Source organism: Moraxella lacunata, from assembly GCF_900453205.1.
Lineage (GTDB): Bacteria > Pseudomonadota > Gammaproteobacteria > Pseudomonadales > Moraxellaceae > Moraxella > Moraxella lacunata_B.
Genome location: NZ_UGQU01000001.1, coordinates 1109596 through 1134506, shown reverse-complemented (window position 1 = coordinate 1134506; position 24911 = coordinate 1109596). Strand labels below are relative to the sequence as shown.

Here is a 24911-nt window from a genome sequence, read left to right as displayed (position 1 = left end):
CAAGCCAAATCAATAAATTAAGTTTTTCATATCTATAAATTTTTGCTAAAATACACCCCTTTACCACACCCAATCCCAATCATCATGCGTCTAAAATCCCTAAAACTATCAGGCTTTAAATCCTTTGCCAATCCCACGACTTTTACCTTTAAGCACGACATTACCGCCATTGTTGGGCCAAACGGCTGTGGCAAGTCCAACGTGATTGATGCCATACGCTGGGTGTTGGGCGAGACGAGTGCCAAACAGCTTCGGGGCGGGGCGATGAGCGATGTCATTTTTGCAGGGGTGGAGGGACGAGCAGGCAAGAGCTTGGCGAGCGTGGAGCTGACCTTTGAGCATACCCAAGATGAGAGTACAGGCATTCGCCATGCTCTAAACCTATACCATGAGCTGACCCTACGCCGTCAAGTGACCAAGGAGGGCAAGTCTGATTATTACATCAATGGGCAAAAGGTACGTCGCCGTGATGTGGTGGACGTGTTTTTGGGAACGGGGCTTGGGGCGAGAAGTTATGCGGTGATTGAGCAGGGCATGATAGGGCGGATTGTTGAGTCTAGCCCCATGCAACTGCGTGAGTTCATCGAAGAGGCGGCTGGTGTGTCACGCTATCAGGCACGCCGAGCCGAGACCGAAAAACAGTTAAATGAAACCAAGGATAATCTGGCACGACTTAATGACTTGCAAGGCGAGCTTAAAAAACAGCACAAAACACTCATCCGTCAAGCCGAGTCCGCCAAAAAATACCAAGCCCTAAATGATGAGTTGTTTGAGCTGAACAAAAACGACTTATTAAAACGCATTTTTGAGGCGTGGCAATACCTAGAAACCAAAAAACAAGACAAAGACAAATCCGCCCAAATCCTGCACGAGCTAGAACAAGCGGTGGGTAAAGCCAAAAAAGAGCTGGACGTCCACTCAGCCAAACTTGCCGAGGCAAACTGGCTCAAAGATGACGCACGGGACAACTACCATAACGCCCGCATGAAAGAGCAGACAGCAGAGCATAACTATTATAGCCTAAACCAAGAGATTGCCAGTTGTGAAGACAAAATCGCCCGCCTAACCGAGCTCAAAGCCCAGTCAGAGGCGAGCATTGTGGAGAACCAACAAAGCATTGATGAGATTGACAAGGAGCTTGGGCAAATCAGCCCTGATGTAACCGAGGGGGCGTTAAAACTGACCGCCTTACAAGATGAGCTGACCCAAGTCCAAGGGGCGTTTAACACCGCCAAACAGCAAGTGGGCGAGCTTACCCAAAAAAAGAGCGACCTAGAAAACACGCACAAACTGGCGACAGCACAAAAAAACCGCCTACTCATGAGTCACGAGCGAGTCACCAAAAAATACCAAGAACTCATCAATAAGCACGAGAACAAAGAGCAAAACCACGACAAAGAACAAGATGAAATAAAGTCGCTGACGAGCCACATCGCCACGCTAAATCTTGCCATAGATGAGCTGTCCGATGACGACGGCAGGCAGGTGTTTGATGAAAAAAGTCGGCAGGTCAAAGCATTACAAGATGAGCTGTCTGCACTAGAAAAACGCCATGCGTCCATGATGGGCGAGTATGACACCCTACACAAACTGGTGCATAAACCCAAACATGCCCCGTTCCCCCATGATGACCATGTAAATAATGATAATGCAGGCAACAGTGGGGTTGACACCAAAAGCCGTGTGGATGGTATCGCTCTGCCCCAACTGGACTCATTAAAAGACAGCATTAAGCTGACCCGTGATGGCGAAAAATATACCGATGTGCTGGATAAATTTTTGGGCTTTTGGCTAGATGCTCGGGTGCTAGATGGTGAGCGTGATTTTTCTTTGTTACCACTCATCAATCATCTGCCCACAGCCATGGACGGTGGTAAGCACAGCCATGATGATAAAAAGGATAAGAAAAAAGACGGCAAAAAAGCCAAGCACAAAGGCGAGACTTCGGGGCTGTCTGCTCATGAACGCTTGCCGAGCATGGTGCTTTATACCGCACCTAATTTTAGGCAAAGTAGTGATAAACTCATTCCGCTCACTGCCTTGATAAAATCGCCCACACTGGCACTGTGGCAGGGCGTGTATTTGCTAGATATGGATACTCAAACGCTTGATGAAAAGGGGTTTGATAAACTGGTCACGGCATGGGCGGATGAGCTTGCCCAAGGCATGCTGATTTTGACAAAGACAGGATGGGTTATTGGTTCTTTTGGGCTCGTGCATGTCTCTGCTTTGGGGCAGAGCGGACAGGGACAGGGCGTGCTTAGCGAGCGAGCCGAACACGCCAAACGCTTAGATGAGCTAGAAGAGAGACTGGGGCAGATAGAGAGTGAGTTAGATGACAAACAGCGGTCGTTAAAGGCGATGATGAGCGAGCTGGATGTCCTAAGAGTGGCACAAGAAGAACGCCATGCCAAGCACAGCGAGCTAACCCACAGCCTACACGAGAGCAAGGCAAAACTGGTCAAACTAGAACATCAAATAAGCCAAGATAAGCTGATATGGGAGAATTTTAACAGCCAAAAGATAAGCCTTAGCGATGAACTCTCCGAGCTAGATGGCGAGCTTAGACTCATGGATGATGAGATTGGGCGTAGCATGACGGCACTAGATGAGCATTTGCCCGTATTGCAAGTTGCCCAAAACACCCTAAGTGTGCTGTCGGTAAGCGTGGATGAGCTGTCAGGCAAGCTCAGGCAGATGACCCAAGACAGACAGGAGCTGACACTCAAACAGACCACACTCACCCAAAACAAAGTCCACGCCACAAGGCTGTTGGAGTTATCGCATGAGAACGTGGCAAAGGCGGACATCGAGACCAAGGAGCTTATCGCCCAGAGCATGGCGATGAGTGAGCGACTGCCTGTGTTAGAAGATGCCTTTAAGCAAGCAAAAGCCGAGACCGCCGAGCTAAAAGTACAAAGCGAAGAGCATGAAGCGGTGGCAAAAACGCTGGTCATCATGCAGGGCAGGCTACAAGAGAATCTGACCGATGCCCATGCTAAGTTCGCTGCTGCACAGGCGAGCATTGCCAATGCTCATGCCGATGTGGCGGTGGGGGAGAGCCGTTTGGCGGATTTGGGCGAGCAGATGCTTGGCATGAATGAGCAGTTTAACCTGCCGTCCACGTTGGCGGACTTTCGGGCGAGTACGCCTGTATTTGCCGATAACAGCTCTCGCATTGAGCAGATTAAGGTGGACATTGAGAAGCTAGGGGCGGTCAATCTGGCGGCGGCAGCAGAGCTTGCCGAGTTAGAAGAGCGAGTCTCGCCCCTAGATGAGCAGGTGGCAGACATCACAGACAGCATGAAAAAACTCCAAGACGCCATTCGTGCCATTGATGACAAGACCAAACAGCTGTTTTTGGGCATGTTAAAAGCGGTCAATGATGAGATGAATGCGTTATTTGCCAAAGTGTTTGGCGGTGGGCAGGCAAGTCTAACACTCATTGATGATGAGAGCTTGCCCAAGGCGGACAAATGGCGGGCAGGACTCGTGCTAATGGCACAGCCCAAAGGCAAGAAAAATTCACGCCTTGCCGTGCTGTCAGGGGGTGAGAAAACGCTGACCGCTCTAAGTCTGATTTTTGCGATTTTCAAACAGCACCCTGCTCCGTTTTGTGTGCTTGATGAAGTCGATGCCCCCTTGGATGATGCGAACGTGGGGCGGTTTACGAGTCTGATTCATGAGTTGTCAGACAGCGTGCAGTTTATTTTTATCAGTCATAACAAACTTGCCATGCAAGCGGCACATGAGTTAAAGGGCATTACCATGCCTACGGCGGGTATTTCTAGTTTGGTGACGGTCAATTTAGAAGAAGCGGAGAAGTATCTAGAACCCCGTGAATGATAAAAAAGGGTGTTTGGATAAGTGCGGAGGTGCTTGTTATTTCGGTGTGTATTTTGGGCACTTTTAAAATAAAAATCGTTGGCATTGCTTGTCCGTGTTTTTTTATTTTCAAGGTTAATTATTTATAGCCAAGAAACTTTAAAATTACTACAAATTCAATGATGTAGGGGCGTGCTGAGCACGCCTTGTAAAAATAATGCCCTATAAACGTATTCAAAGCCAGTCCCCACAAAACTTGTGGTAAATATCAGGTGTGTTAGGTGTACCATTAAAAATATCCGCCAAATTTACAACTTTTATACAACCGCTAAATGAGTTGCAAAATTAGTTTGATAAGCTAACCCATCTTTTTACCGCCCAAATCATGGAACTCATCATGCACACCAAACACCGCTCATCTGGACGTTTTTTATCCTTATCCACCCTTGCCCTATCTGTCATGGGTATATCGCTTGTGGCATGTGCCAATGCCAAAGATTATAGCCAAGACGGCAGTATCTATCAGTTCATGGAAGTCGAACGCCAAAAGTCCAATGCCAACGCCATGTATCAGTATGAGCAGAGCATGCAAGGCTCGCTGTTTGCCATGTACCCGACCTATTGGCGACTTAACAACGACATCACCTATCACGACCCCAGCACCATCAACAGCTTTGTTCAGCAGTACCCCAATCACGTCATCAGCGAAAAACTCGTGGCGGACTATGCCGAAGAAAAGGCACGTCAAGGCGACTATCACAGCGTGCGTGCGGTTATTCCTAACATTCGTAATGCCGATGCGTCCGAAGCATGTGCCATCGCCCTAGGTTATAACGGAGCAAATGACGCCCGTGCCTTAGAGCAAAAAGAGAATGTCTGGCTAAACACCCAAATCAGGCAGTCTTTGTGTGACAAGCTCGCCCTAGAAATGGGCAATAACCGCCACATCAGTCGCACCGACCGCCATGAACAACTGATTCGCATGATGAGAATCGACGCCCGTCAGCTGTCATCACGCAACCCACCCCTTGATAAGCGTGAGAACATCATCAGCCTTGCCCGTCAGCTTAACCTGGCCATCGACCATGGCACGCTTGCGACTATCCGCTCAAATCCCAACGGCTTTTTTAGTCGGTTTCACGCCATGCCGTTTAGCGAAACCAATCAATACCTATATGTCTATGCCATCAGTCAACTGGCTCATCGTTCATATTGGGAAGCCAGTACTCAGCTTAACTATGATATTAATCAAGACAACGCCCGACCCCAAAAACTGCTCTCGGATATGGCACGTCGCTATGCGTGGCGGAGCATTGCCGTCAAGCGTATGAACATGAACACCGATGACGGCTTTAATGTGGAGGCGGTGCATTGGTTTAGAAACAGCCTAGGCGAGCCGTTTAACTTTGAAGAAGCCGAAGACTACGCCCAAGCAGGTATCTACTTTGGGCAATGGACGGACGTGATTAACGCCATCGGTGCGATGAGTAAGACCAAGGCAGGCGAGAATGTTTGGCAGTATTGGCTGGCTCGTGCCTATGAGCAGACGGGCAAGGGCGGACAGGCTCGTCAGATTTACCAAAATCTTACCAAAAATCTAGACTACTATGGTCTGCTTGCCCGTGATAGGCTAAACATGCCCCTAACTGCCAATGACATCGGCGGTATCGGCATGCCAAACATCAGTGCCAGAGATACCGCTCGTATCATGCAAAACCCTGATTTTGCTCGTGCCTTTAAACTCATGGAGAGTGGGGCGAGTATGGAGCATATTCAGCGTGAGTGGAACTGGGCGGTGCGTACCACCACAAACGCAGGCGACCATCAGCTCGTGCTTGCCGCCGCCAAAAAAGCCCACGACATGGGGATTTATAGCCGTAGCATTCACGCCATGGAGAACTCGCCCCTAAGAGCATCAGCGATTAGCCACCCCATGCCTTATCAGCACAGCTTTATGACTCATGCAGGCAGTGCAGGCATTGACCCTGCGTGGGCGTATGGCATCACTCGCCAAGAGAGCCGTTTTGCCGCCAATGCTCGCTCGGGCGTGGGGGCAGGTGGGCTGATGCAAATCATGCCAAACACCGCCAAGATGATTGCTGGTAAAATCGGCGGTAGTGGCAATTCAAGCGACCCTGATACCAACATCCGCTATGGCACATGGTATCTGTCGGATAAGACCCGTGATTTTAACGGACAAATCGCCCCTGCCACCGCCGCTTATAACGCAGGCACAACGCCCGCCCGCAAATGGCTGCCCAAGCATGGCACCATCAGTGCTGACCAATATGTGGAAGCCATTCCCTATTCAGAGACTCGTGAATACGTCAAGCGCGTCATGGAAAACGCCACCATCTATGGCGTGATACTCGGCAGGTACACCCCAATCAGCCAACGTATGGGAACAGTATCGCCGTCTTGGTAAGCCTAGGGCGTGCCTGCCTTTTGTATTTGCAATGAAAAATGCCTGTTTAAAAAAGCAGGGGAATCGCCCGTTTTTCAAGGAAAAAGTGAACTTTGTGAGTCTTCTATCAAACAAGCTTTTGACTTCGAGCCACAATCCGACCACTTAACTGGGTAAATTTTAAGAGTTTTACACCTAACCAACTTGATATTTACCACGGGTTTGTAGGGGTGTGCTGAGCACACCCTTTTGATGACATTACCGTGCAAGGCGTGCACAGCACGCCCCTACATCCACAAATCATTGTGTTTGTAGTAATTTTAAAGTTTATTGGGTATAACTTAATTTTTTAAATTAAGTGGTCGGATAGCCATTTTTCATGCAAAAACATCATTCTTATACTGGTTTAGCAAAGCCTGTGAAAATGGTTATGACTTAGCCTACCAATACCGCTAGTCCACACAAGCCCGTCAATGTACGGGTTTTTTATGGTAAATTAACAAAAGCTAATTGGCGGTAATTTGCCCCAAAAAACCTTTGCCAATACCCCAAAAAATATGCTACACTAGGGCGATTTTGCAGTTTTTGAAATGGGTTTCAAAAGGCAAAATTGAGCAAAATTTTTCCATTTTCAAATTTTATTTTAAGGATAAGTCATGAGCAAACAGCCTGTTCGTGTTGCGGTAACTGGTGCCGCAGGTCAGATTGGTTATAGCCTATTGTTCCGTATTGCCAGCGGTGAGATGCTTGGCAAAGACCAGCCTGTGATTTTGCAACTTCTAGAAATCCCTAATGAAAAAGCCCAACAAGCCCTACAAGGCGTTATCATGGAACTTGATGACTGTGCTTTCCCACTACTGCATGACGTGATTGGCACGGACGACCCAAATGTGGCGTTTAAAGACGCAGATTATGCCCTGCTTGTCGGTGCTCGTCCCCGTGGACCGGGCATGGAGCGTGCCGACCTACTCCAAGAAAACGCCAAAATCTTTACCGTACAAGGCAAAGCCCTAAATGACGTGGCAAGCCGTGATGTCAAAGTTTTGGTAGTCGGCAACCCTGCCAACACCAACGCTTACATCGCCATGAAGTCTGCCCCAGACCTGCCCGCCAAGAACTTCACCGCCATGCTACGCCTTGACCACAACCGTGCCTTGACCCAAGTCGCCAAAAAGACTGGCAAAGCCGTCAAAGATATCAAAAAGCTCACCGTATGGGGCAACCACAGCCCAACCATGTACGCTGACTACCGTTTTGCGACCATTAACGGCGAGAGCGTCAAAGACATGATTAACGACCAAGAATGGAACGCCAACACCTTCCTGCCAACAGTCGGCAAACGTGGTGCGGCAATCATCGAAGCCCGTGGTTTGTCATCAGCGGCGTCCGCTGCCAACGCTGCCATTGACCACATGAGAGATTGGGCGTTGGGCTCAAATGGCGAATGGGTAACCATGGGCATTCCATCGGACGGCTCTTATGGTATTCCAGAAGGCGTGATGTTTGGTTTCCCTGTAACCTGCGAAAATGGCGAATACAAAATCGTTCAAGGCTTAGAGATTGATGAATTTAGCCAAGAGCGTATCAATATTACGCTAAACGAGCTAACCGAAGAGCGTGATGCGATTGCACATTTGCTATAATTAGCAGTTAGACAAATGCCCCTTATCGTGCGATAGGGGGTATTTTATTATTTGAAAAGGATTTGTGGGGGCTTTACAAGTCCTAGGCATGACGTGTCATTTTTACACTCACCCCATGCACCAATACCGCCAGTAACATCACGCCCGCCCCGACGTAGCCTATCATGGTCAGCCCTAGGGCTTGATGAGCGATGACCATACCGCCAAGCAACGCCCCTCCGCCGATACCGATGTTATAAATCCCCGAAAACAGACTCATGGCGACATCCGTGGCTTGTGGCGCGAGTTTTAGGGTGCGAAGTTGTAGCACCAGACTAATAGCCGTCATGCTCACGCCCCACAGCACCGCTAATGCCGTCCACAGCATGACATGACCTGCCAACATCATCATCAGCATGAGACTGACAAGCACACCAATCATCGCCAGCCACAAAAATCCCTGCTCAAAACGCTCATAATACCGCCCAAACAGCATGCTCGCCACAATCCCTGCCAAGCCAAAGATAAGCAGTACCGCCGTGGCATAGGTTGGGCTAAATGCATTGATGTGCAACACAAACGGCTCAATGTAACTATAAGCGGTAAAATGTGCCGTGACAGCTAGGGCTATCATGAGATAGACGGCGATAAGAGGTTTGTTTTTGGCGATAAGTGTCAAGCTTGATAAGTCGCCCACGTTGCGACTGGGCAGTTTTGGCAAAATGTACCACAGCACCATCATGGCGACAAAAGCAATCGCCCCAATCGCCCCAAAAGTCGTCCGCCAGCCCAGATACTGCCCCAATATTCGCCCAAGCGGTAATCCCAACACAGTCGCCAATGCCGAGCCTGTGGCGAGCATGCCTAGGGCGGTGGTTTGTTTGCCTTTGGGGGCGACACGGACAACAAGGCTTGCCGTGATAGACCAAAACACCGCATGAGCCAGTGCCACTCCTGCCCGAGCGATGAGCAGTACGGCAAAGCTACTGGCAAGCACGGTCATGATATGACTGATGATAAAGATGATGAATAAGCCCATGAGCAGTTTTTTGCGTTCTATCTTGGCGGTTAGGAGCATGGCAGGCAAGGATAAGCAAGCCACAATCCACGCATACACGGTCATCATCACGCCCACTTCATGAGCAGGCATGCCAAAACTTGCCCCGATGTCAGAGAGTAGGGCGACAGGGATGAACTCAGTGGTATTAAAGATAAAGGCGGATAGGGCTAGGGCGACGACACGCAGGGTGCGAATGCGGTTGGCGTGGGCAGAGAAGTCGTGTTGGGGGATGTGGGTCATGGATAAAAAGGCGTATTTTAACATAAAATGCTAAAATGTTGTATCAAAAATGGCTTGGGTGTAAAATAGGCGTTTGTATTATCATCAAGGAAAAATTATGACCGACTTTCACAAAACCCCGTCCGATGTCCGCCACGCCCGAGTGCTTGCTGTGCGTGCGATACTTGCCGAGCGTGGGCTGTCCGCCCTTATCATACCGTCTGCTGACCCGCACATGTCCGAGTATTTGCCTGTGTATTGGCAAGGTCGGGCGTGGTTGTCGGGCTTTACAGGGTCGGTTGGTACGTTGGTTATCACAGAGGATTTTGCAGGGGTGTGGACGGACAGCCGTTATTGGGTGCAAGCCCCCATTGAGCTTGACGGCACAGGCATTGAGCTACAAAAAATGGAGCATTCTCGTCCCACTTATGCCCAGTTTTTGGCGGACAACCTACCCCAAGGGGCAAAAGTGGCGATAGACGGGGCGGTGTTGTCTATGGCGGAGTTTGATGGTCTAAGCCAAGCCTTTGCCGAGCGTGGTATAGAGCTTGTCATTGATGCTGACATTTTGGGGCAGATTTGGCAAGGCCGCCCAAACCTGCCCAACGCTCCGATTGATGTGCATGATGAAGCGTTCGTGGACACCAGTGCCAAACAAAAACTTGCCCAAGTGCGTGAGGTTATGAACCAAAAAGGAGCGAGCCATCACCTCATCAGTAGCCTTGACGACATTGCGTGGCTCACCAACTTGCGTGGGGCGGACGTGAATTTTAACCCTGTGTTTTTGTCGCACCTACTTATCACGCCAGACACGGCGACTTTATTTGTCCATGATGACAAACTCACCGACACCGCCAAATCTGCCCTAAGCGTGGCAGGTATTGACGTGGCTCATTATGACAGCGTGGCGGAGCGTTTGGGTGATGTAGAGAGCCTACTGTTTGACCCTGCCAAAGTGGCGGTGGGTACGCTGACCCATTTACCAAAAACCGCCAAACTCATCAAAGCGGTCAATCCTACCACCGTGTTAAAGGCCATAAAATCTGACAATGACATCAATCATATCCGTGAAGCCATGCGTCAAGATGGTGTGGCGTTGTGCGAGTTTTTTGCCGAGCTAGAAGACAAACTTGCCCAAGGCGAGCGTGTGTCCGAGCTTGACATTGATGAGATGTTGGAGCGTGCCAGAAGTCGCCAGCCCAACCACGTTTCGGCAAGTTTTGATACGATTGCAGGATTTTGTGGCAATGGGGCGATTGTACATTATCGGGCGACAGACGAGCGATTTTCGTATTTGGACGGAGACGGTTTGCTACTCATTGACTCAGGGGCTCAGTACAAAAACGGCACGACTGACATCACTCGCATGGCAGGCGTGGGGCAAATTAGCGATGATGAAAAGCGTGATGTTACCTATGTGTTAAAGGCTCATATCGCCCTAGCGACCGCCCATTTTCCCAAAGACATACCGTCCATGCAATTAGATGTATTGGCTCGCAACCAACTGTGGCAACAGGGGCTAGACTATGGGCATGGGACAGGGCATGGCGTGGGTTATTTTTTAAACGTCCATGAGGGCCCGCAGGTCATCTCACGCACCGCCCCTGTTACGCCTGAACGTATCATGAGTGAAGGCATGATAACCAGTAACGAGCCGGGGCTATACCGTGAAGGCAAATGGGGCATACGCCTTGAAAATCTGGTCATGGCGGTCAAGGCACATCAAAGCGAGTTTGGTGAGTTTTTAAAATTTGAAGATTTGACCTTATGCCCATTTGACACCCGTCTGATATTGCCACATCTTTTGACAAAGCAAGAAAAACGTTGGCTCAACGACTATCACAAACTTGTTCATGATGAGCTTATCGGGCGTGTGGACGGGCAGGCAAAAGCGTGGCTTGTTGAGCGGACGCAGGCGGTGTGAGCTTTTTATCTATTAAATACCAATTTTAAACAACCCACAAGGAAAATCCTATGTTAAACCAAAACGCCCTAAATCACAACCTATCTGTCGTCCAAGACCTTGCCCCGAGCGAGCTGTGGCGGTGGTTTGCCCAGATTTGTAGTATTCCACACCCGTCTTATCACGAAGAAGCGATAGCAAGCCACATCGTCTCATGGGCAAGTTCTCACAGGCTTACCGTGTGGCGTGATGAGATTGGTAATGTCATCATCAAAAAACCTGCCACAGTCGGCATGGAAAACCGCACCCCCATTGCCCTGCAAGCCCATTTGGACATGGTACCCCAAGCCAACGCCAGTACGAGCCACGACTTTACCAAAGACCCCATCATCATGCGATTTAGCGATGATAAGGCATGGATAAAGGCGACTGACACCACGTTGGGGGCGGATAACGGCATTGGCATGGCGAGCTGTTTGGCGGTGCTAAGCGATGAGACGGTGGCTCACCCTGACATCGAAGTGCTACTGACCATGACCGAAGAGACGGGCATGGTGGGAGCGATAGGCTTGCAGGCGGGGACGCTGACCGCCCCAATCATGGTCAATACCGACACCGAAGAGATAGGCGAGATTTATGTGGGCTGTGCAGGGGGTGTGGATGCTGATTTGGCGTTGCCTGTGCGTTATGTGGAAAATGGCTATAACAGTGCGATAAGTTTGACTGTCAAGGGCTTAAAGGGTGGGCATTCGGGCGTGGACATTCACAAAAACCGAGCAAATGCCATTAAACTGTTGGGGCGAGTGTTGGCGACTTTATCGCAGACGTGCGACTTTAAAATCGCTGACATCAAAGGCGGTTCGCTAAGAAATGCCATTGCCCGAGAAAGTGTGGCAACCCTTGTGATGAATGGGGCGGGCAAAGAGCAGTTTTTGGCGACTTTATCTAATATCATCAAAGACATAGAGAGCGAAATCGGCACGGCAGAACCCAAACTGTCTATCACGATAGAAGACTCCGAGCGACCCGATACCGTCATAGAAAACAGCCAAACCGTGATAAATCTCATCAATGTACTGCCGTCTGGCGTGGTGCGATACAGCGACAACATCGCTGACGTGGTGGAGACTTCGCTATCGTTTGGGGTGCTTGGCGTGGCAAATGGCGAGCTGGTGGCGACCTTGCTTGTCCGCTCCTTGACCCAAGTTGGCAAACAAGGCGTGATAAGCACCTTGCAAAGCGTGGCGGATTTGGTGGGGGCAAAAGCGGTATTTGACGGCGACTATGTGGGGTGGAACTATGACCCAAACTCTGCCATTACGCCCATAACCGCCCGTTTGTATGCTGACATTTTGGGGCATGAACCGACCATCAAGGTCATTCATGCAGGGCTAGAATGCGGACTGATTAAGAAAAATTATCCCAACATGGACATCGTCTCTGTGGGGCCCACGATTATCAACGCCCATTCGCCTGATGAAGCGGTGGACGTGGCGAGCGTGGCGGTGTATTGGCAACTTTTGACGGATATTTTAAAAAATTCGCCTGTGAAAGCGTGAGAAGGCGGTTGAGTTAAAAAACCGTCCGCAGTGGAATGAACCGACCCCAAATCTTAGACATAAGATAAAAGGCTAAGTTGTATCAAGGCTAGATTAACCCTGATTGGACGAAGTTTCTGTATTTCACAGGACTTAGTCCTTTTAGTTTTCTCTTTATTCTATCATGATTGTAGTGGTGTACACCCTACAAAATGAAAAAGTGCTACGGTTTTTCGTTCGTGGTGAGCTAAGCCTGCCCATGACGGAAACCGACCCGCAGGCAAGCTTGTGACAAACGGTTTTCGTAGTAAAATTCAATTTTGTTAGCTGTATCTTTAAAGAATTTTTTATAAATAGCCTATTTTGCCGTTATCGTGTTTATCAAGATGACAGCCAAATTTTAACGTTGTATAAATTTAAAAATCATCAAACTTTTAATTGGCAATATACCAAAGATGTCCGCGATCGGCCTTTGCCAATATTGACAGGATTTGGTGGCGATTGGCAAATGATCGGCAATGAATTACGGTTAATGCGTGGGGGTAATCAAATCACGGCGATGATTGATGATAATGAGATTGTTTTTGGGGATATGGAGGATAATGAACTTATTAAAAATAAGTGGTTAAAATTAAAATAATGTATTTTTAGAATATCACAAAATTTAATACCCACCTATCACAATTATCAATTAGCAAAAATATCTATAACACCTTATAATATTTGCCATTTCAAACAATAATTAGGTATCCACAATGAACACCATCAAATCCCGTGCCGCAGTGGCATTTGCCCCCAACCAGCCCTTAAAAATCGTAGAAATTGATGTGCAGCGCCCCAAAAAAGGCGAAGTCTACCCACACAGGCGTGTGCCATACAGACGCTTTTACCCTATCAGGGGCTGACCCTGAAGGGCTATTCCCTGTGGTGCTGGGACACGAAGGGGCAGGCGTGGTGGTGGAAGTGGGCGAAGGCGTAACTTCTGTGAATGTGGGCGACCATGTCATTCCGCTTTACACCGCAGAATGTGGCGAGTGCGAATTTTGTCAATCTAACAAAAGCAATCTGTGCGTATCGGTGCGAGCGACACAAGGGCAAGGCGTGATGCCAGACGGCACGAGCCGTTTTTCTTATAATGGCGAGCCGATTTATCACTATATGGGCTGTTCCACTTTTAGCGAATACACGGTGGTGGCGGAGGTGTCGCTTGCCAAAATCAACCCCAAAGCCAATCCAGAGGAAGTTTGCTTGCTTGGCTGTGGCGTAACCACAGGCATTGGGGCGGTGCATAATACCGCCAAAGTGCAGGCAGGCGACTCGGTGGCGGTGTTTGGCTTGGGCGGTATTGGTTTGGCGGTGATTCAAGGGGCAAAACAGGCGAACGCTGGGCGGATTTTTGCCATTGATACCAACCCCGAAAAATTTGCCCTTGCCAAAGAGTTTGGGGCGACCGATTGCCTAAACCCCAAAGATTTTGACAAACCAATCCAGCAAGTGTTGATTGAAATGACCAAATGGGCATAGACCATACTTTTGAATGTATCGGCAATGTGGAAGTGATGCGACAGGCTCTCGAGTCGGCTCATCGTGGCTGGGGGCAGTCGGTGATTATTGGCGTGGCAGGGGCAGGTCAAGAGATTAGCACTCGCCCATTTCAGCTTGTAACAGGGCGTACTTGGAAAGGTACGGCATTTGGTGGTGTCAAAGGTCGCTCGCAATTACCGCAAATGGTGGAAGACGCAATGGCTGGCAAAATTCGCCTGTCGCCTTTTGTTACGCACACAATGCCCCTTGATGAGATTAACAAGGCATTTGATTTGATGCACGAGGGTAAGTCCATTCGTAGCGTGATTCATTATTGATTTTTAAAATAAAATACCGTCTGAATGGGAATTTGGGCGGTGTTTTTAATATTGAATTATGACCATTTGACCCAATAAATTGATTTGGTTTTAGCTACTATCTGTGGAGATATTGATGACAAAAAATATGGATAGAAAATTTGATGAATTTTTTAATCAAATCAATCAACAAATTGAACCGATAGACTACCTGATTGAACATTCAAAACAATATGGCAATGTAGATGGCTTAAAAGAGCATATCTTTTGTCCAGAATGTCAATTGGCAAAATTAACTTTTGTACATACAGGCAAAGGCTTTCATTTAAGAACCCATCTAAATACAAAACATTTAGAAGGGTGTTATTATGATTTTGAGCATATAGATACAAAATCAGCCACAGAATTTTTTAAAAGCCTCAATAAAGAACAAATTCAAAGTAAATTGGCATCTATGATGCGTTATTTACTTAGTAATAAAAATAATATATCTGTCAGTAACAAAGCAGATGCATTACAAAACAATCCGCTTTTGATTGAACAAAAAGAAAAGACTAACACACAGATAAAAATCAGAAAATCTCTAAGAAGGCAAAAACTTACTGGTTATATTGATGAGTCTATTGCGGGGGATTTGTATGTTTTTTATGGAGATGTCAAATTATCCGTGGAGGAATACAAAGCAAAAAATAATTTTCAATATTATAAACTGATTATTAAAACCAAAAATAAGCAAGGAGAATGGCGTTATAGAACTTCTCTTTATCGTGGAAAAACCAAAGATGATATTAATGTGAATGTCATATACAAAATAGTATTTATTGGTGTTGCTAATTTTAAGGAAAATAATGAGAAAACAGGAAAATATATGAATATTGAACTTATTGATTATGATTCTGTGCTTTTTAAAAGTGTAGATAGCATCGAGTGATATTTTCGTGCAGACCGAATTTACCGTTCCTGTCATTATTATCAGAGAATAATATTTATGAATTTAATTCAAACCCACCGCATTTTCAACGGCGAACAACAAATCTGGCAACATTTTTCAGATTGCCTAAATTGTGAAATGAAATTTGCCATTTATCTACCCGATACCGCCAAAAACCAAAAATTGCCTGTACTCTACTGGCTATCAGGCTTAACCTGCACCGAGCAAAATTTCATCACCAAATCAGGCTATCAACGCTATGCCGATGAGCATAATATCATTGTCGTCGCCCCTGATACTTCACCACGAGGCGAGAGCGTGGCGGACGATACGGCTTATGATTTGGGGCAAGGGGCAGGATTTTATCTGAACGCCACACAGGGCGAATGGGCAAGGCACTATCAAATGTATGACTATATTGCGACAGAATTGCCGACTTTGATTAACCAGCATTTTCCCACCAATGGTAAACAATCCATTTTTGGGCATTCAATGGGCGGACACGGTGCTTTGACCATTGCCTTTAAAAATTTGGAACATTATCAAAGCGTTTCGGCATTTTCGCCCATTGTTGCACCCAGTTCTGTGGCTTGGGGACAAAAGGCATTTACTGCTTATTTGGGTGATGACAAACAGGCGTGGGCGGATTATGACAGCGTGGCGTTATTAGAAAAGCATCATATTGAAATTAAACAAAAAAATCTACCCATTTTAATTGAGCAAGGCGATAAAGATGAGTTTTTGCACACGCAGTTAAGACCAGAAATTTTTTGCCAAATGGCGGATAAATTGGGCGTGAATTATCAATTTGATTTACAAGCAGAGTTTGACCATTCTTATTATTTTATTGCCAGTTTTATTGGTAAGCATATTGCCTTTCACGCCAAGTATTTGAAGTAATCATTGCCTAAAAACACCGCTTTATCATAAAACGGTGTTTTTATTTTTCAGGCAGCCTGAAATATCCATATGATTTTGTTGTATTTTACGCTAAAATAAACCCATTTATATTCTCGCTACACCTAAGCGTAAGTATTTTAAGGAAACTCCCCAATGAACAAACAACAACTCGCCGCCAAACTTTGGGCATCTGCCAACGACTTGCGTGGCAAAATGGACGCCAGCGAATACAAAAACTACATTTTGGGCTTTTTGTTTTACAAATTTTTGTCCGAATACGAAGTGGGCTACCTTGCCAAAGAATACGAGATGACCCTTGACGACTTGGACGATGACAACATTGACACCCTAAAATCAGACTTGGGCTACTACATCGCCAAAGGCGACTTGTACAACACTTGGATTGCCAATATCAAGGGCGGAAATTGGCGCATCAGCAATGTAACAGACGCACTTTCCCATTTTCGTCAAAACCTAGACCCACACCAAAAAGAAGATTTTGAAGGGATTTTTGACGATGTCAATTTGACTTCTGAAAAACTTGGCTCAAACGCCAGCGAAAAAGAATCTGCCGTGCGTAAACTCTTGGTTTTGCTTGATGATATTAACATTTCAAGCAACACCGATTACGACACTTTTGGCTTTATTTATGAATACTTGATTGCCCAATTTGCGATGAGTTCGGGCAAAAAAGCAGGCGAGTTCTACACCCCGCACCAAGTTTCACAAATTATGGCAAGCATTGTCGCCAATGAAATTCGTGGCAAAACCAATCCAATGGTTTACGACCCGACCGCAGGTTCAGGCTCTTTGCTTTTGACTTTGGGTTCGGCAATTTCGCCCAAACAACGCAACCAAATCAAATATTACGGTCAAGAAAACAACTCCACCACCTACAACATCGCACGCATGAACTTATTAATGCGTGGCGTAAGCCCTGCCAATATGGTTTTGCGTAATGCCGACACGCTCAAAGAAGACTGGCCAAACGGCATCATCAGTGGCAAAGACGACCCCTTATTTGTGGACGCAGTCGTTGCCAATCCGCCTTATTCTGCCAAATGGGAAGCGTCCGAAAACCAGCTCAAAGACCCACGCTACCGTGATTATGGCGTTGCCCCTGCCACCAAAGCCGATTATGCCTTTTTGCTCCATTCCTTGTATCACTTAAAACCTGACGGGGTAATGGCGATTGTTTTGCCACACGGCGTACTGTTTCGTGGCAACGAAGAAGAAAAAATCCGCACCAAATTGTTACAACGAGGACAAATTAATGCAGTCATCGGTTTGCCAGCAGGGATTTTTACCAACACAGGCATTCCGACCATTATTGTGATTTTGCGTAAACAAAGCAAACACAACAATGTGCTGTTTATTGACGCCTCAAATGGCTATCGCAAAGAGAAAAATACCAATGTTTTGCGTGAACAAGACATCAAAAAAATCCTAGACGCCTACATCGTACGGCAAAATGTGGACGGCTATGCCCACCTTGCCAATTTGGACGAAATTCGTGCCAATGGCTTTAATCTCAACATTCCACGCTATGTTACGCCCATTGGTAATGACGATAACCATTCCATTGAAGCCCATTTAAAAGGCGGTATTCCGCTTGAAGACATGGCACGCTTTGCCCCATTTTGGCAAAAATTCCCCAACATTTCGCCCAAATTATGGCAAGAAATTCGCCCCAATTTTGTCAAATTACGCATCAAAACAGACCAAATTTTTGACATCATCAATCAAGACCACGATTATGGGCGTTATATCAATGACTTGGGGCAACAAATCACCGCTTGGTGAAGACGACTTTACCCTAGCTTTTGAAAATGCCGAAAATCGTCTGTTTGAACTTTTCAGGCTGTCTGAATTTAGCGACCCTTATCACGCCTATCAATCGCTGATTGATGTGTGGCACAGCACGATTTTGCCTGATTTGCTCATTTTGTCGGACGAGACAGGGGCGGACGATGATGAAGAATTGGCAAATTTGATTGGCGAAAATGGCTTTTATAAAGCCAGACGGCTTGTCCCCAATATGGTCATCAAAGGCAAAAACGAAGTACAAGACGGTGTCAAAGGCGAACTGTTGTCCAAACAAACGATAGGTTATGCGTTTTTTGCCGATGAAATTGGCGAGATTGACCGCCTAAAACAAAGCCTTGATGAGATTGAAGAACGCCAAGCCGAACGCCTTGCCAACATTGCCGATACCGCATTGGCGGATTATCTGAATGACAAAGAAAAATTGGACGAAAAATCTTATAAAGCCATAGAAAAAGATTTAAAAACAATGCGTAATGACGATGAAAATTTTGAGTTGTTATCCGAAAGTTTGGCGGATTTTCAGGCTGCCAAAACCTTAAAAGCCCAGCTTAAAACCAAAGAGCCTGCCTTAAACAGCAGAATTGAAGCCAAATATCAAGATCTTGATTTAGCAGAGATTAAACGCTTGCTCATTCAAAAATGGTTTAGTGAATTGGCAAACAATTTAAGCGATGTTGGGCAAAGCTATGCCAAAACGGTTGTCAGTCAGCTTAAAGTGCTGGACGAACGCTATGTCGACACGCTAGAAGACATTCGCCGTCAAAGACAGCAGGCGGAAAATGCGTTTTGGGCAATGGCAAATCAGTTGGTTGGGGGTGTGTAATGAGCGAGCGTAAAGTGCCTAAATTGCGATTTGCTGGATTTACTGATGATTGGAAACAGCGAAAGTTGGGGGAAGTTGTTTTTCAAATTAAGTCTTATTCATTATCAAGAAATGTTGAGACAAATAAAGATACAGGATTTAAATATGTCCACTATGGCGATATTCATAGGAATATTGCAAAATTATTATCATCTGAAAATAATTTACCTAGCATTCAAAAAGGTAATTATGAATTTTTACAAAAGGGAGATTTGGTTATTGCCGATGCGTCAGAAGACTATGAAGGTATCGGAAATTCTTGTCTAATTGATTGTTTTTTATCAAGAAATATTGTATCGGGTTTGCATACAATCGCTTTAAGACCAACAGAAGTTAATTCGCTGTTTTTATATTATCTTTTGCATACAGATATTTTTTCACAATACGGAAAAGTTATCGCAACAGGTACAAAAGTTTTTGGAATTACCGCAAAAAACTTATTAAATTTTGAATTTAATTTACCAAGTGAAACCGAACAACAAGCCATTGGCGAATTTTTCAGGCAGCTAGACGACACCATCGCTTTTCATCAGCGTGAGTGGGAAAAGTACAAAAATTTAAAAAATTCGTACTTAGAAAAGATGTTTCCTCAAGAAAATGAGAATAAACCGCAATTACGCTTTCCCAATTTTACTGACGCTTGGAAACAGCGAAAGTTGGGGGAGGTTGTAGAATTTTTTTCAGGGCTAACCTATTCTCCTAAAAATATTACTGATAATAGTGGTGTATTGGTTCTACGCTCATCAAATATTCAAAATGATTTTTTATATTTAGATGATAATGTTTATGTCAAACAAGAATGTGCCAATTCTGAAAATGTTCAATTGGGAGATATTATTGTTGTTGTAAGAAATGGCTCAAAAAATTTGATAGGGAAACACGCTATCATTATGAAAAATATGGAAAAAACTGTTATAGGTGCATTTATGACTGGCATTCGTTACAAACATTACTGGTTTCTCAATGCCTTATTAAATACAGAAACATTTAAATATGAGATAGAGAAAAATTTAGGTGCGACAATAAATCAAATCACTATGGGAATGTTTAAAGAAATGAAGTTTTATTTCCCAAGCGAAACCGAACAACAAGCCATTGGCGAGTTTTTCAGGCAGCTAGATGACACCATCGCTTTTCATCAGCGTGAGTTAGAAAAGTATAAAAACCTTAAAAATGGCTATCTAAAACAGATGTTTGTATAAAAACTGTTAAGAAGCGGTATATTTTATTACATAGATTAACAATAATTAACTCATTGGCAAGAATTGCTTTTTGCCAATGAGTCATTGCATTTTTATATCAAAAATAACTTATTGATAATAAAGATATTTTTATTTTTGGTATAAATTGCACATTCCCATATTTACGCTTGGAAACAGCGAAAGTTAAGAGATGTAGTAGAAATTGTGGGTGGTGGTACGCCTGATACGAGCAATCCAGAATTTTGGAATGGCGAAATTGATTGGTACTCTCCAACCGAAATTGGGGAGAAAATTTATGCAAATGGTAGTAATAAAACAATTACTTATCTCGGATTAGAAAAAAGTTCTGCAAAATTACTACCTGCACAAAAAACCATTTTGTTTACATCAAGAGCAAGTATTGGTGATATGGCAATATTGATAAAGGCTGGTGCGACCAATCAGGGCTTTCAATCTTTTATTGTTAATGATGAAATGGATATTTATTTTTTATATTCAATGGGTTATAAAATCAAAGAATTTGCGTTAAAAAATGCGTCAGGTTCAACATTTTTGGAAATTTCCAAAAACGAATTGGGGAAAATGGATATTTTTATCCCGCCCACAAAAGCCGAACAACAAGCCATTGGCGAATTTTTCAGGCAGCTAGACGACACCATCGCTTTTCATCAGCGTGAGTTGGAAAAGTACCAACAATTAAAGCAAGTTTTACTTGACCAACTTTTTGTGTAAATTTATGTAAATTTTACCAAAATATGCTATGATAATAGGTGATTTGTAGGGGCAAATTATATTTGCCCTAAATACCATGAAAATGTACAAAATTGAAATTATGGTCTTTTTTGTGTGTAAATAGGGCGAATATCATTCGCCCCTACGCAAAAATTGAAATTGTAGGGGGTAAATCATATTTTGCCCTAAACACTATGCAAATGTACAAAATTGAAATTATGGTCTTTTTTTGTGTAAATAGGGCGAATATAATTCGCCCCTACACCAAAAATCTGAAATCGTAGGATAAATCATATTCCCCAAAAATATCATTAGGCACATCAATGAATCAATACAATCCAAATATTCATAAAAGGCGTTCTATGCGTCTTAAAAATTATGATTACGCTCAAGAAGGTTTGTATTTTATTACCATTTGTTGTAAGGATAAAATGCACTTTTTTGGTGAGATTGTTGATAACAAGATGATTTTAAATGACATTGGTCAGGTTGTGGAGCAATGCTGGCATAACATACCCAGCCATTTTCCCAATGTAGTTTTACATCATTTTGTGGTAATGCCCAATCATATTCATGGTGTCATTGAAATTATATTTAATGCAAATCATCACAGTTTTATGGCAAAAAATGACAATTTACCCCAACAGTCCAAACAAAAAATTCATGGTACATCAAAAACGATTGGTTCTATTGTGCGTGGATTTAAAACAGGTGTTACCCAATGGGCAAGGCAAAATACCGATATTTACGATATTTGGCAACGCAATTATCACGACCATATTATTCGCAATGAAACATCGTATTTAAAAATTTGTGAATATATTGAAAATAATCCATTAAAATGGCAAGATGATTGTTTTTATTCATAATATTGTTGAATAAATACATTTTGCGATAAATGGTAGGGGCGAATTACATTCACCCAATAAATACGATATTCACACAGGGCGAATATGATTCGCCCCTACATCCATCAATTTAAAATTGTGTAGGGGGTAAATTACATTTGCCCAATCATATTTGCCTAGAATACATCGCCCAAACGGAGCAAAAAAATGACCAAAAAAATCACCCAAACCGAAACCGAACTTGAATTAGAAATCATTGACCGCCTATCCAAATACGGCTGGACACCCCGTCCTGATTTGTATTACAAAACCGAAAGCGAACTTTTAGCCAACTGGCGAGCCATTTTAAACACCCAAAACAAAGACCGTTTGCAGGGCGTGGAATTAACCGACAACGAATTTAGACAACTGACCGAACAAATTTTTGCCGTCAAAATGCCCATAGAAGCAGGCAAAATGCTTGCCAATGGGCAATTACAAATCGTACGAGATGCCAAAGGTTTGGAAAATACCCCCTTATTTTTGGAATTTTTTTGGCGGCATGATGTCGGTGGCGGTCGCAATAGCTATGAAATCGTCCGCCAAATCGCCCGCCCTGCTAGCAAAGAACACCGCAAAGACCGCCGTTTTGACATTACCTTATTGATTTCTGGCATTCCTGTGATTCATTTGGAACTCAAAAAAGACGGCATTAAAACCGATGAAGCCTTTAATCAAATCAAACGATACAGCGAAGAATTGAGTTTTTCAGGATTTTATTCACTCATTCAAATTTTTGTGATATTAAATCCTGATGAATGTCGTTATTTTGCCAATTTTGGACATTATGATAAATTTAATTTTAAATTTGCCTTTAATTGGAAAGATTTTGACAATCAAAATGTATTTGGCACCAGTCAATTTATTGAAAAAGTTTTGTCCGTACCTATGGGGCATAAATTGGTATCGCTTTATACCATTTTTGATAATGAACGAAACGCCTTAAAAGTTTTGCGTTCATATCAAATTTATGCGGTGGAAGCCATATTAGAGCGATTAAATGGAGCGGAGTTTGGCATTAATCACGAATCCAAATTGGGCGGTTATGTTTGGCATACCACAGGTTCAGGCAAAACAATGACTTCTTTTAAAACCGCCGAATTGGTCAGCACATTGCCCAATGTAGATAAAGTGGTGTTTTTGGCAGACAGAAATGAGCTGGTGAAACAAACCATTGATGAATATCAATCTTTTGGTGAAGAAGACAGCATTACCGCCACTCGCAATTCTTATGCTTTATTAAAAGCCATCAATCACAAAACCAAAGACAAACTCATTGTTACCAGTATTCAAAAAGCCAATAAAGTCGCAGGTTTGGAGCAAGATAAAATCAAAGACAAAAACATTGTGTTTATTGTTGATGAAGCCCATCGCTCTACCGCAGGCGAAATGCTGATTCAAATTCGGCAAATGTTTGGGCGTTCTGTTTGGTTTGGCTTTACTGGCACACCGTTGTTTAATGAAAATAAACGAGATGTTACCACGCACGAATTATTTGGCGAAGCCTTGCATATTTATTCGGTGGCAGACGGTATTTTTGATAAAAATGTTTTGCCTTTTGATGTTCGGCAAAATTTCACTTATGATGCTTATGAATTACGCCAAAAAGTCGCAGAATTTAAAGACCCTTCCAAAGGCGAAGTTTATCAAAAATGGCTGTCTGAAAAAAGCGATTTGGAAATAGAAAAAGAATTGCCAGAAGACAATTATGGCGAAAATCATATTGATATGGTGGTTAAAGATATTTTAAGAAAATGGGATAATAATTCGTCCAATCGCTTATTTTCGGCAATGCTGACCGTAAAAGACATCAAAACCGCCAATCTGTATTTTGATAAATTAAAAAACAATGACAAAAATATCAGTGTGGCAGTGATTTATGATGACAGTGATAGAAATCAAGACAATGATTTGGAAAACAGTTTAAAATTAGAACAAGCCATTATTCATTATAATCAAAGATTTAATACCAATTTTGGCATTGATAATGTGCCAGCGTATAAAACCGATTTAATGGACAGATTGGCACGCCGTTATCAATATAGAGAAATTGATGACAGCACTCGCCTTGATTTGGTGATTGTGGTGCAGCAGCTTTTGACAGGCTTTGACGCTCCGTATTTAAATACTTTGTATGTGGATAAATTATTGGATTATGCAGGTTTAATTCAAGCCTTTTCACGCACCAATCGCATTACCAATGAACAAAAACAACAAGGCAATATTGAATATTATCGACGTCCTTTGCAGATGAAATTGCAAATTGATAAGGCATTTGAGTTATACGCCAATAAAGACAATGCCAATGTGATGTATGCACCAACATTGCAGGAAAATATATCAACAATTTGTGCGATTTATCAAGATATTACCACTTTATTTCCCAAAAATGCCAATGGACAGCCTGATTTTGGTGCATTGCCTGATGATGTACCAAGCCAAAAACAATTTGTGCGTTGGGTCAATGAATTGGAAAAAAACATGATTAAAATCCGTCAGCAGGGTTTTGATATGAACAATGCGGAAGATATGGCAAAATTGCCTTTTGATATTGAAGATTATGGGCGATTACAAGCCCGTTATTTAGATGTGCAAAATGAACATTCAGGCGAAACGGGTGGCGATGACTTGGGTATTTTGCTGATTGACAATACGCTAATTAGTGGCGAACGCATTAAAATTGACAATGATTATATCAGCCAATTATTAAAAAATATTACACAATCACAAAATAATGCGGATATTGCACGCTTTAATGAATTGTCCACCCAATACCGCAAAACCGACCAAGAATTATTACAACAAATTTTGGCGGATGCTTTGGCGGGCAAATTGCCTGATGACATTTCTTTAAATTTATTGCTGGACAAATACCGCCAAAGTCGTGAAAAAAGCAATATTTTTGAACTGGTTAATTTGTTTGATTTGGATAAAGCCTTATTTGAAAAATTATTGCACCATCATGTTTTTGGCAAAGAAGATTGGCACGAATTTAATCTATTAAAAGATTTGGCAAAAACAGCAGATATGGATAAAGTCGCCCATTTATACGAGCAAGAAATGGGCAAAGTTGGCAACAAAATGACATTGAAAAAATATGTGGAAGACAAAATCAAATTTCATATTGAAAAAATATTAAGTGAGCGATAAGACTGATA

At 43.9% G+C, this 24911-nt stretch carries 16 protein-coding genes and 1 pseudogene; 15 read left to right on the top strand and 2 right to left on the bottom strand.

What is annotated here, in order from left to right; translation table 11 throughout:
- Window positions 1-84 precede the first annotated feature (84 nt).
- The 3 genes from DX073_RS05380 (at window position 85) to DX073_RS05370 (ending at window position 7872) form a co-directional block, all read left to right on the top strand.
- Window positions 85-3846, top strand: coding sequence for an AAA family ATPase (locus DX073_RS05380; RefSeq protein WP_115006232.1), 3762 nt, complete (start codon window positions 85-87; stop codon window positions 3844-3846).
- A gap of 376 nt (window positions 3847-4222) precedes the next feature.
- Entirely contained in the window at window positions 4223-6250 is a 2028-nt protein-coding gene (locus DX073_RS05375; RefSeq protein ID WP_258556874.1) for a lytic transglycosylase domain-containing protein, read from the top strand.
- Between the two features lie 635 nt (window positions 6251-6885).
- Window positions 6886-7872, top strand: coding sequence for a malate dehydrogenase (locus DX073_RS05370; RefSeq protein WP_115006230.1), 987 nt, complete (start codon window positions 6886-6888; stop codon window positions 7870-7872).
- Window positions 7873-7954: 82 nt separating this feature from the next.
- On the opposite strand, the gene DX073_RS05365 is transcribed toward DX073_RS05370, so the two are convergent.
- Window positions 7955-9151: a sugar transporter gene (locus DX073_RS05365; RefSeq protein ID WP_115006405.1), complete on the bottom strand. Its 1197-nt coding sequence runs from the start codon at window positions 9149-9151 to the stop codon at window positions 7955-7957.
- A 97-nt stretch (window positions 9152-9248) separates the two neighbouring features.
- On the opposite strand from DX073_RS05365, the gene DX073_RS05360 reads away from it, so the two are divergent.
- Both DX073_RS05360 and DX073_RS05355 read left to right on the top strand, forming a co-directional pair.
- On the top strand, window positions 9249-11054 hold the full coding sequence (locus DX073_RS05360) for an aminopeptidase P family protein (RefSeq protein WP_115006228.1): 1806 nt from the start codon (window positions 9249-9251) through the stop codon (window positions 11052-11054).
- Window positions 11055-11104: 50 nt separating this feature from the next.
- Window positions 11105-12592: an aminoacyl-histidine dipeptidase gene (locus DX073_RS05355; RefSeq protein WP_115006226.1), complete on the top strand. Its 1488-nt coding sequence runs from the start codon at window positions 11105-11107 to the stop codon at window positions 12590-12592.
- Window positions 12593-12680: 88 nt separating this feature from the next.
- On the opposite strand, the gene DX073_RS15030 is transcribed toward DX073_RS05355, so the two are convergent.
- Window positions 12681-12749 (bottom strand): hypothetical protein, encoded by a 69-nt coding sequence (locus DX073_RS15030; protein ID WP_404932922.1) that lies wholly within the window; start codon window positions 12747-12749, stop codon window positions 12681-12683.
- Between the two features lie 228 nt (window positions 12750-12977).
- Here DX073_RS15030 and DX073_RS05345 point away from each other — a divergent pair, with 228 nt between their 5' ends.
- The 10 genes and pseudogenes from DX073_RS05345 (at window position 12978) to DX073_RS05305 (ending at window position 24903) form a co-directional block, all read left to right on the top strand.
- Entirely contained in the window at window positions 12978-13211 is a 234-nt protein-coding gene (locus DX073_RS05345; protein ID WP_115006224.1) for a hypothetical protein, read from the top strand.
- A 124-nt stretch (window positions 13212-13335) separates the two neighbouring features.
- Window positions 13336-14433 (top strand): annotated as a pseudogene (locus DX073_RS05340) (S-(hydroxymethyl)glutathione dehydrogenase/class III alcohol dehydrogenase).
- Window positions 14434-14548: 115 nt separating this feature from the next.
- A complete protein-coding gene (locus DX073_RS05335) occupies window positions 14549-15343 on the top strand; it encodes a hypothetical protein (RefSeq protein ID WP_115006222.1) in 795 nt (264 codons plus the stop codon).
- A gap of 57 nt (window positions 15344-15400) precedes the next feature.
- Complete coding sequence (gene fghA, locus DX073_RS05330) at window positions 15401-16243, top strand: S-formylglutathione hydrolase (RefSeq protein WP_115006220.1); 843 nt, start codon at window positions 15401-15403, stop codon at window positions 16241-16243.
- A gap of 153 nt (window positions 16244-16396) precedes the next feature.
- Window positions 16397-18046: a type I restriction-modification system subunit M gene (locus tag DX073_RS05325; RefSeq protein ID WP_220186712.1), complete on the top strand. Its 1650-nt coding sequence runs from the start codon at window positions 16397-16399 to the stop codon at window positions 18044-18046.
- On the top strand, window positions 18015-18893 hold the full coding sequence (locus DX073_RS14475; protein ID WP_220186711.1) for a hypothetical protein: 879 nt from the start codon (window positions 18015-18017) through the stop codon (window positions 18891-18893). The genes DX073_RS05325 and DX073_RS14475 overlap by 32 nt, the downstream gene beginning before the upstream one ends.
- Entirely contained in the window at window positions 18893-20134 is a 1242-nt protein-coding gene (locus DX073_RS05320; RefSeq protein WP_115006218.1) for a restriction endonuclease subunit S, read from the top strand. The genes DX073_RS14475 and DX073_RS05320 overlap by 1 nt, the downstream gene beginning before the upstream one ends.
- A 144-nt stretch (window positions 20135-20278) precedes the next feature.
- Window positions 20279-20866: a restriction endonuclease subunit S gene (locus DX073_RS05315; RefSeq protein WP_115006216.1), complete on the top strand. Its 588-nt coding sequence runs from the start codon at window positions 20279-20281 to the stop codon at window positions 20864-20866.
- Window positions 20867-21189: 323 nt separating this feature from the next.
- Window positions 21190-21735: a transposase gene (locus tag DX073_RS05310; protein ID WP_115006214.1), complete on the top strand. Its 546-nt coding sequence runs from the start codon at window positions 21190-21192 to the stop codon at window positions 21733-21735.
- Window positions 21736-21921: 186 nt separating this feature from the next.
- The gene (locus tag DX073_RS05305; RefSeq protein ID WP_115006212.1) at window positions 21922-24903 is read left to right on the top strand and encodes a type I restriction endonuclease subunit R; all 2982 of its coding nucleotides are present in this window, start codon (window positions 21922-21924) and stop codon (window positions 24901-24903) included.
- The last annotated feature ends 8 nt before the right edge of the window (window positions 24904-24911 follow it).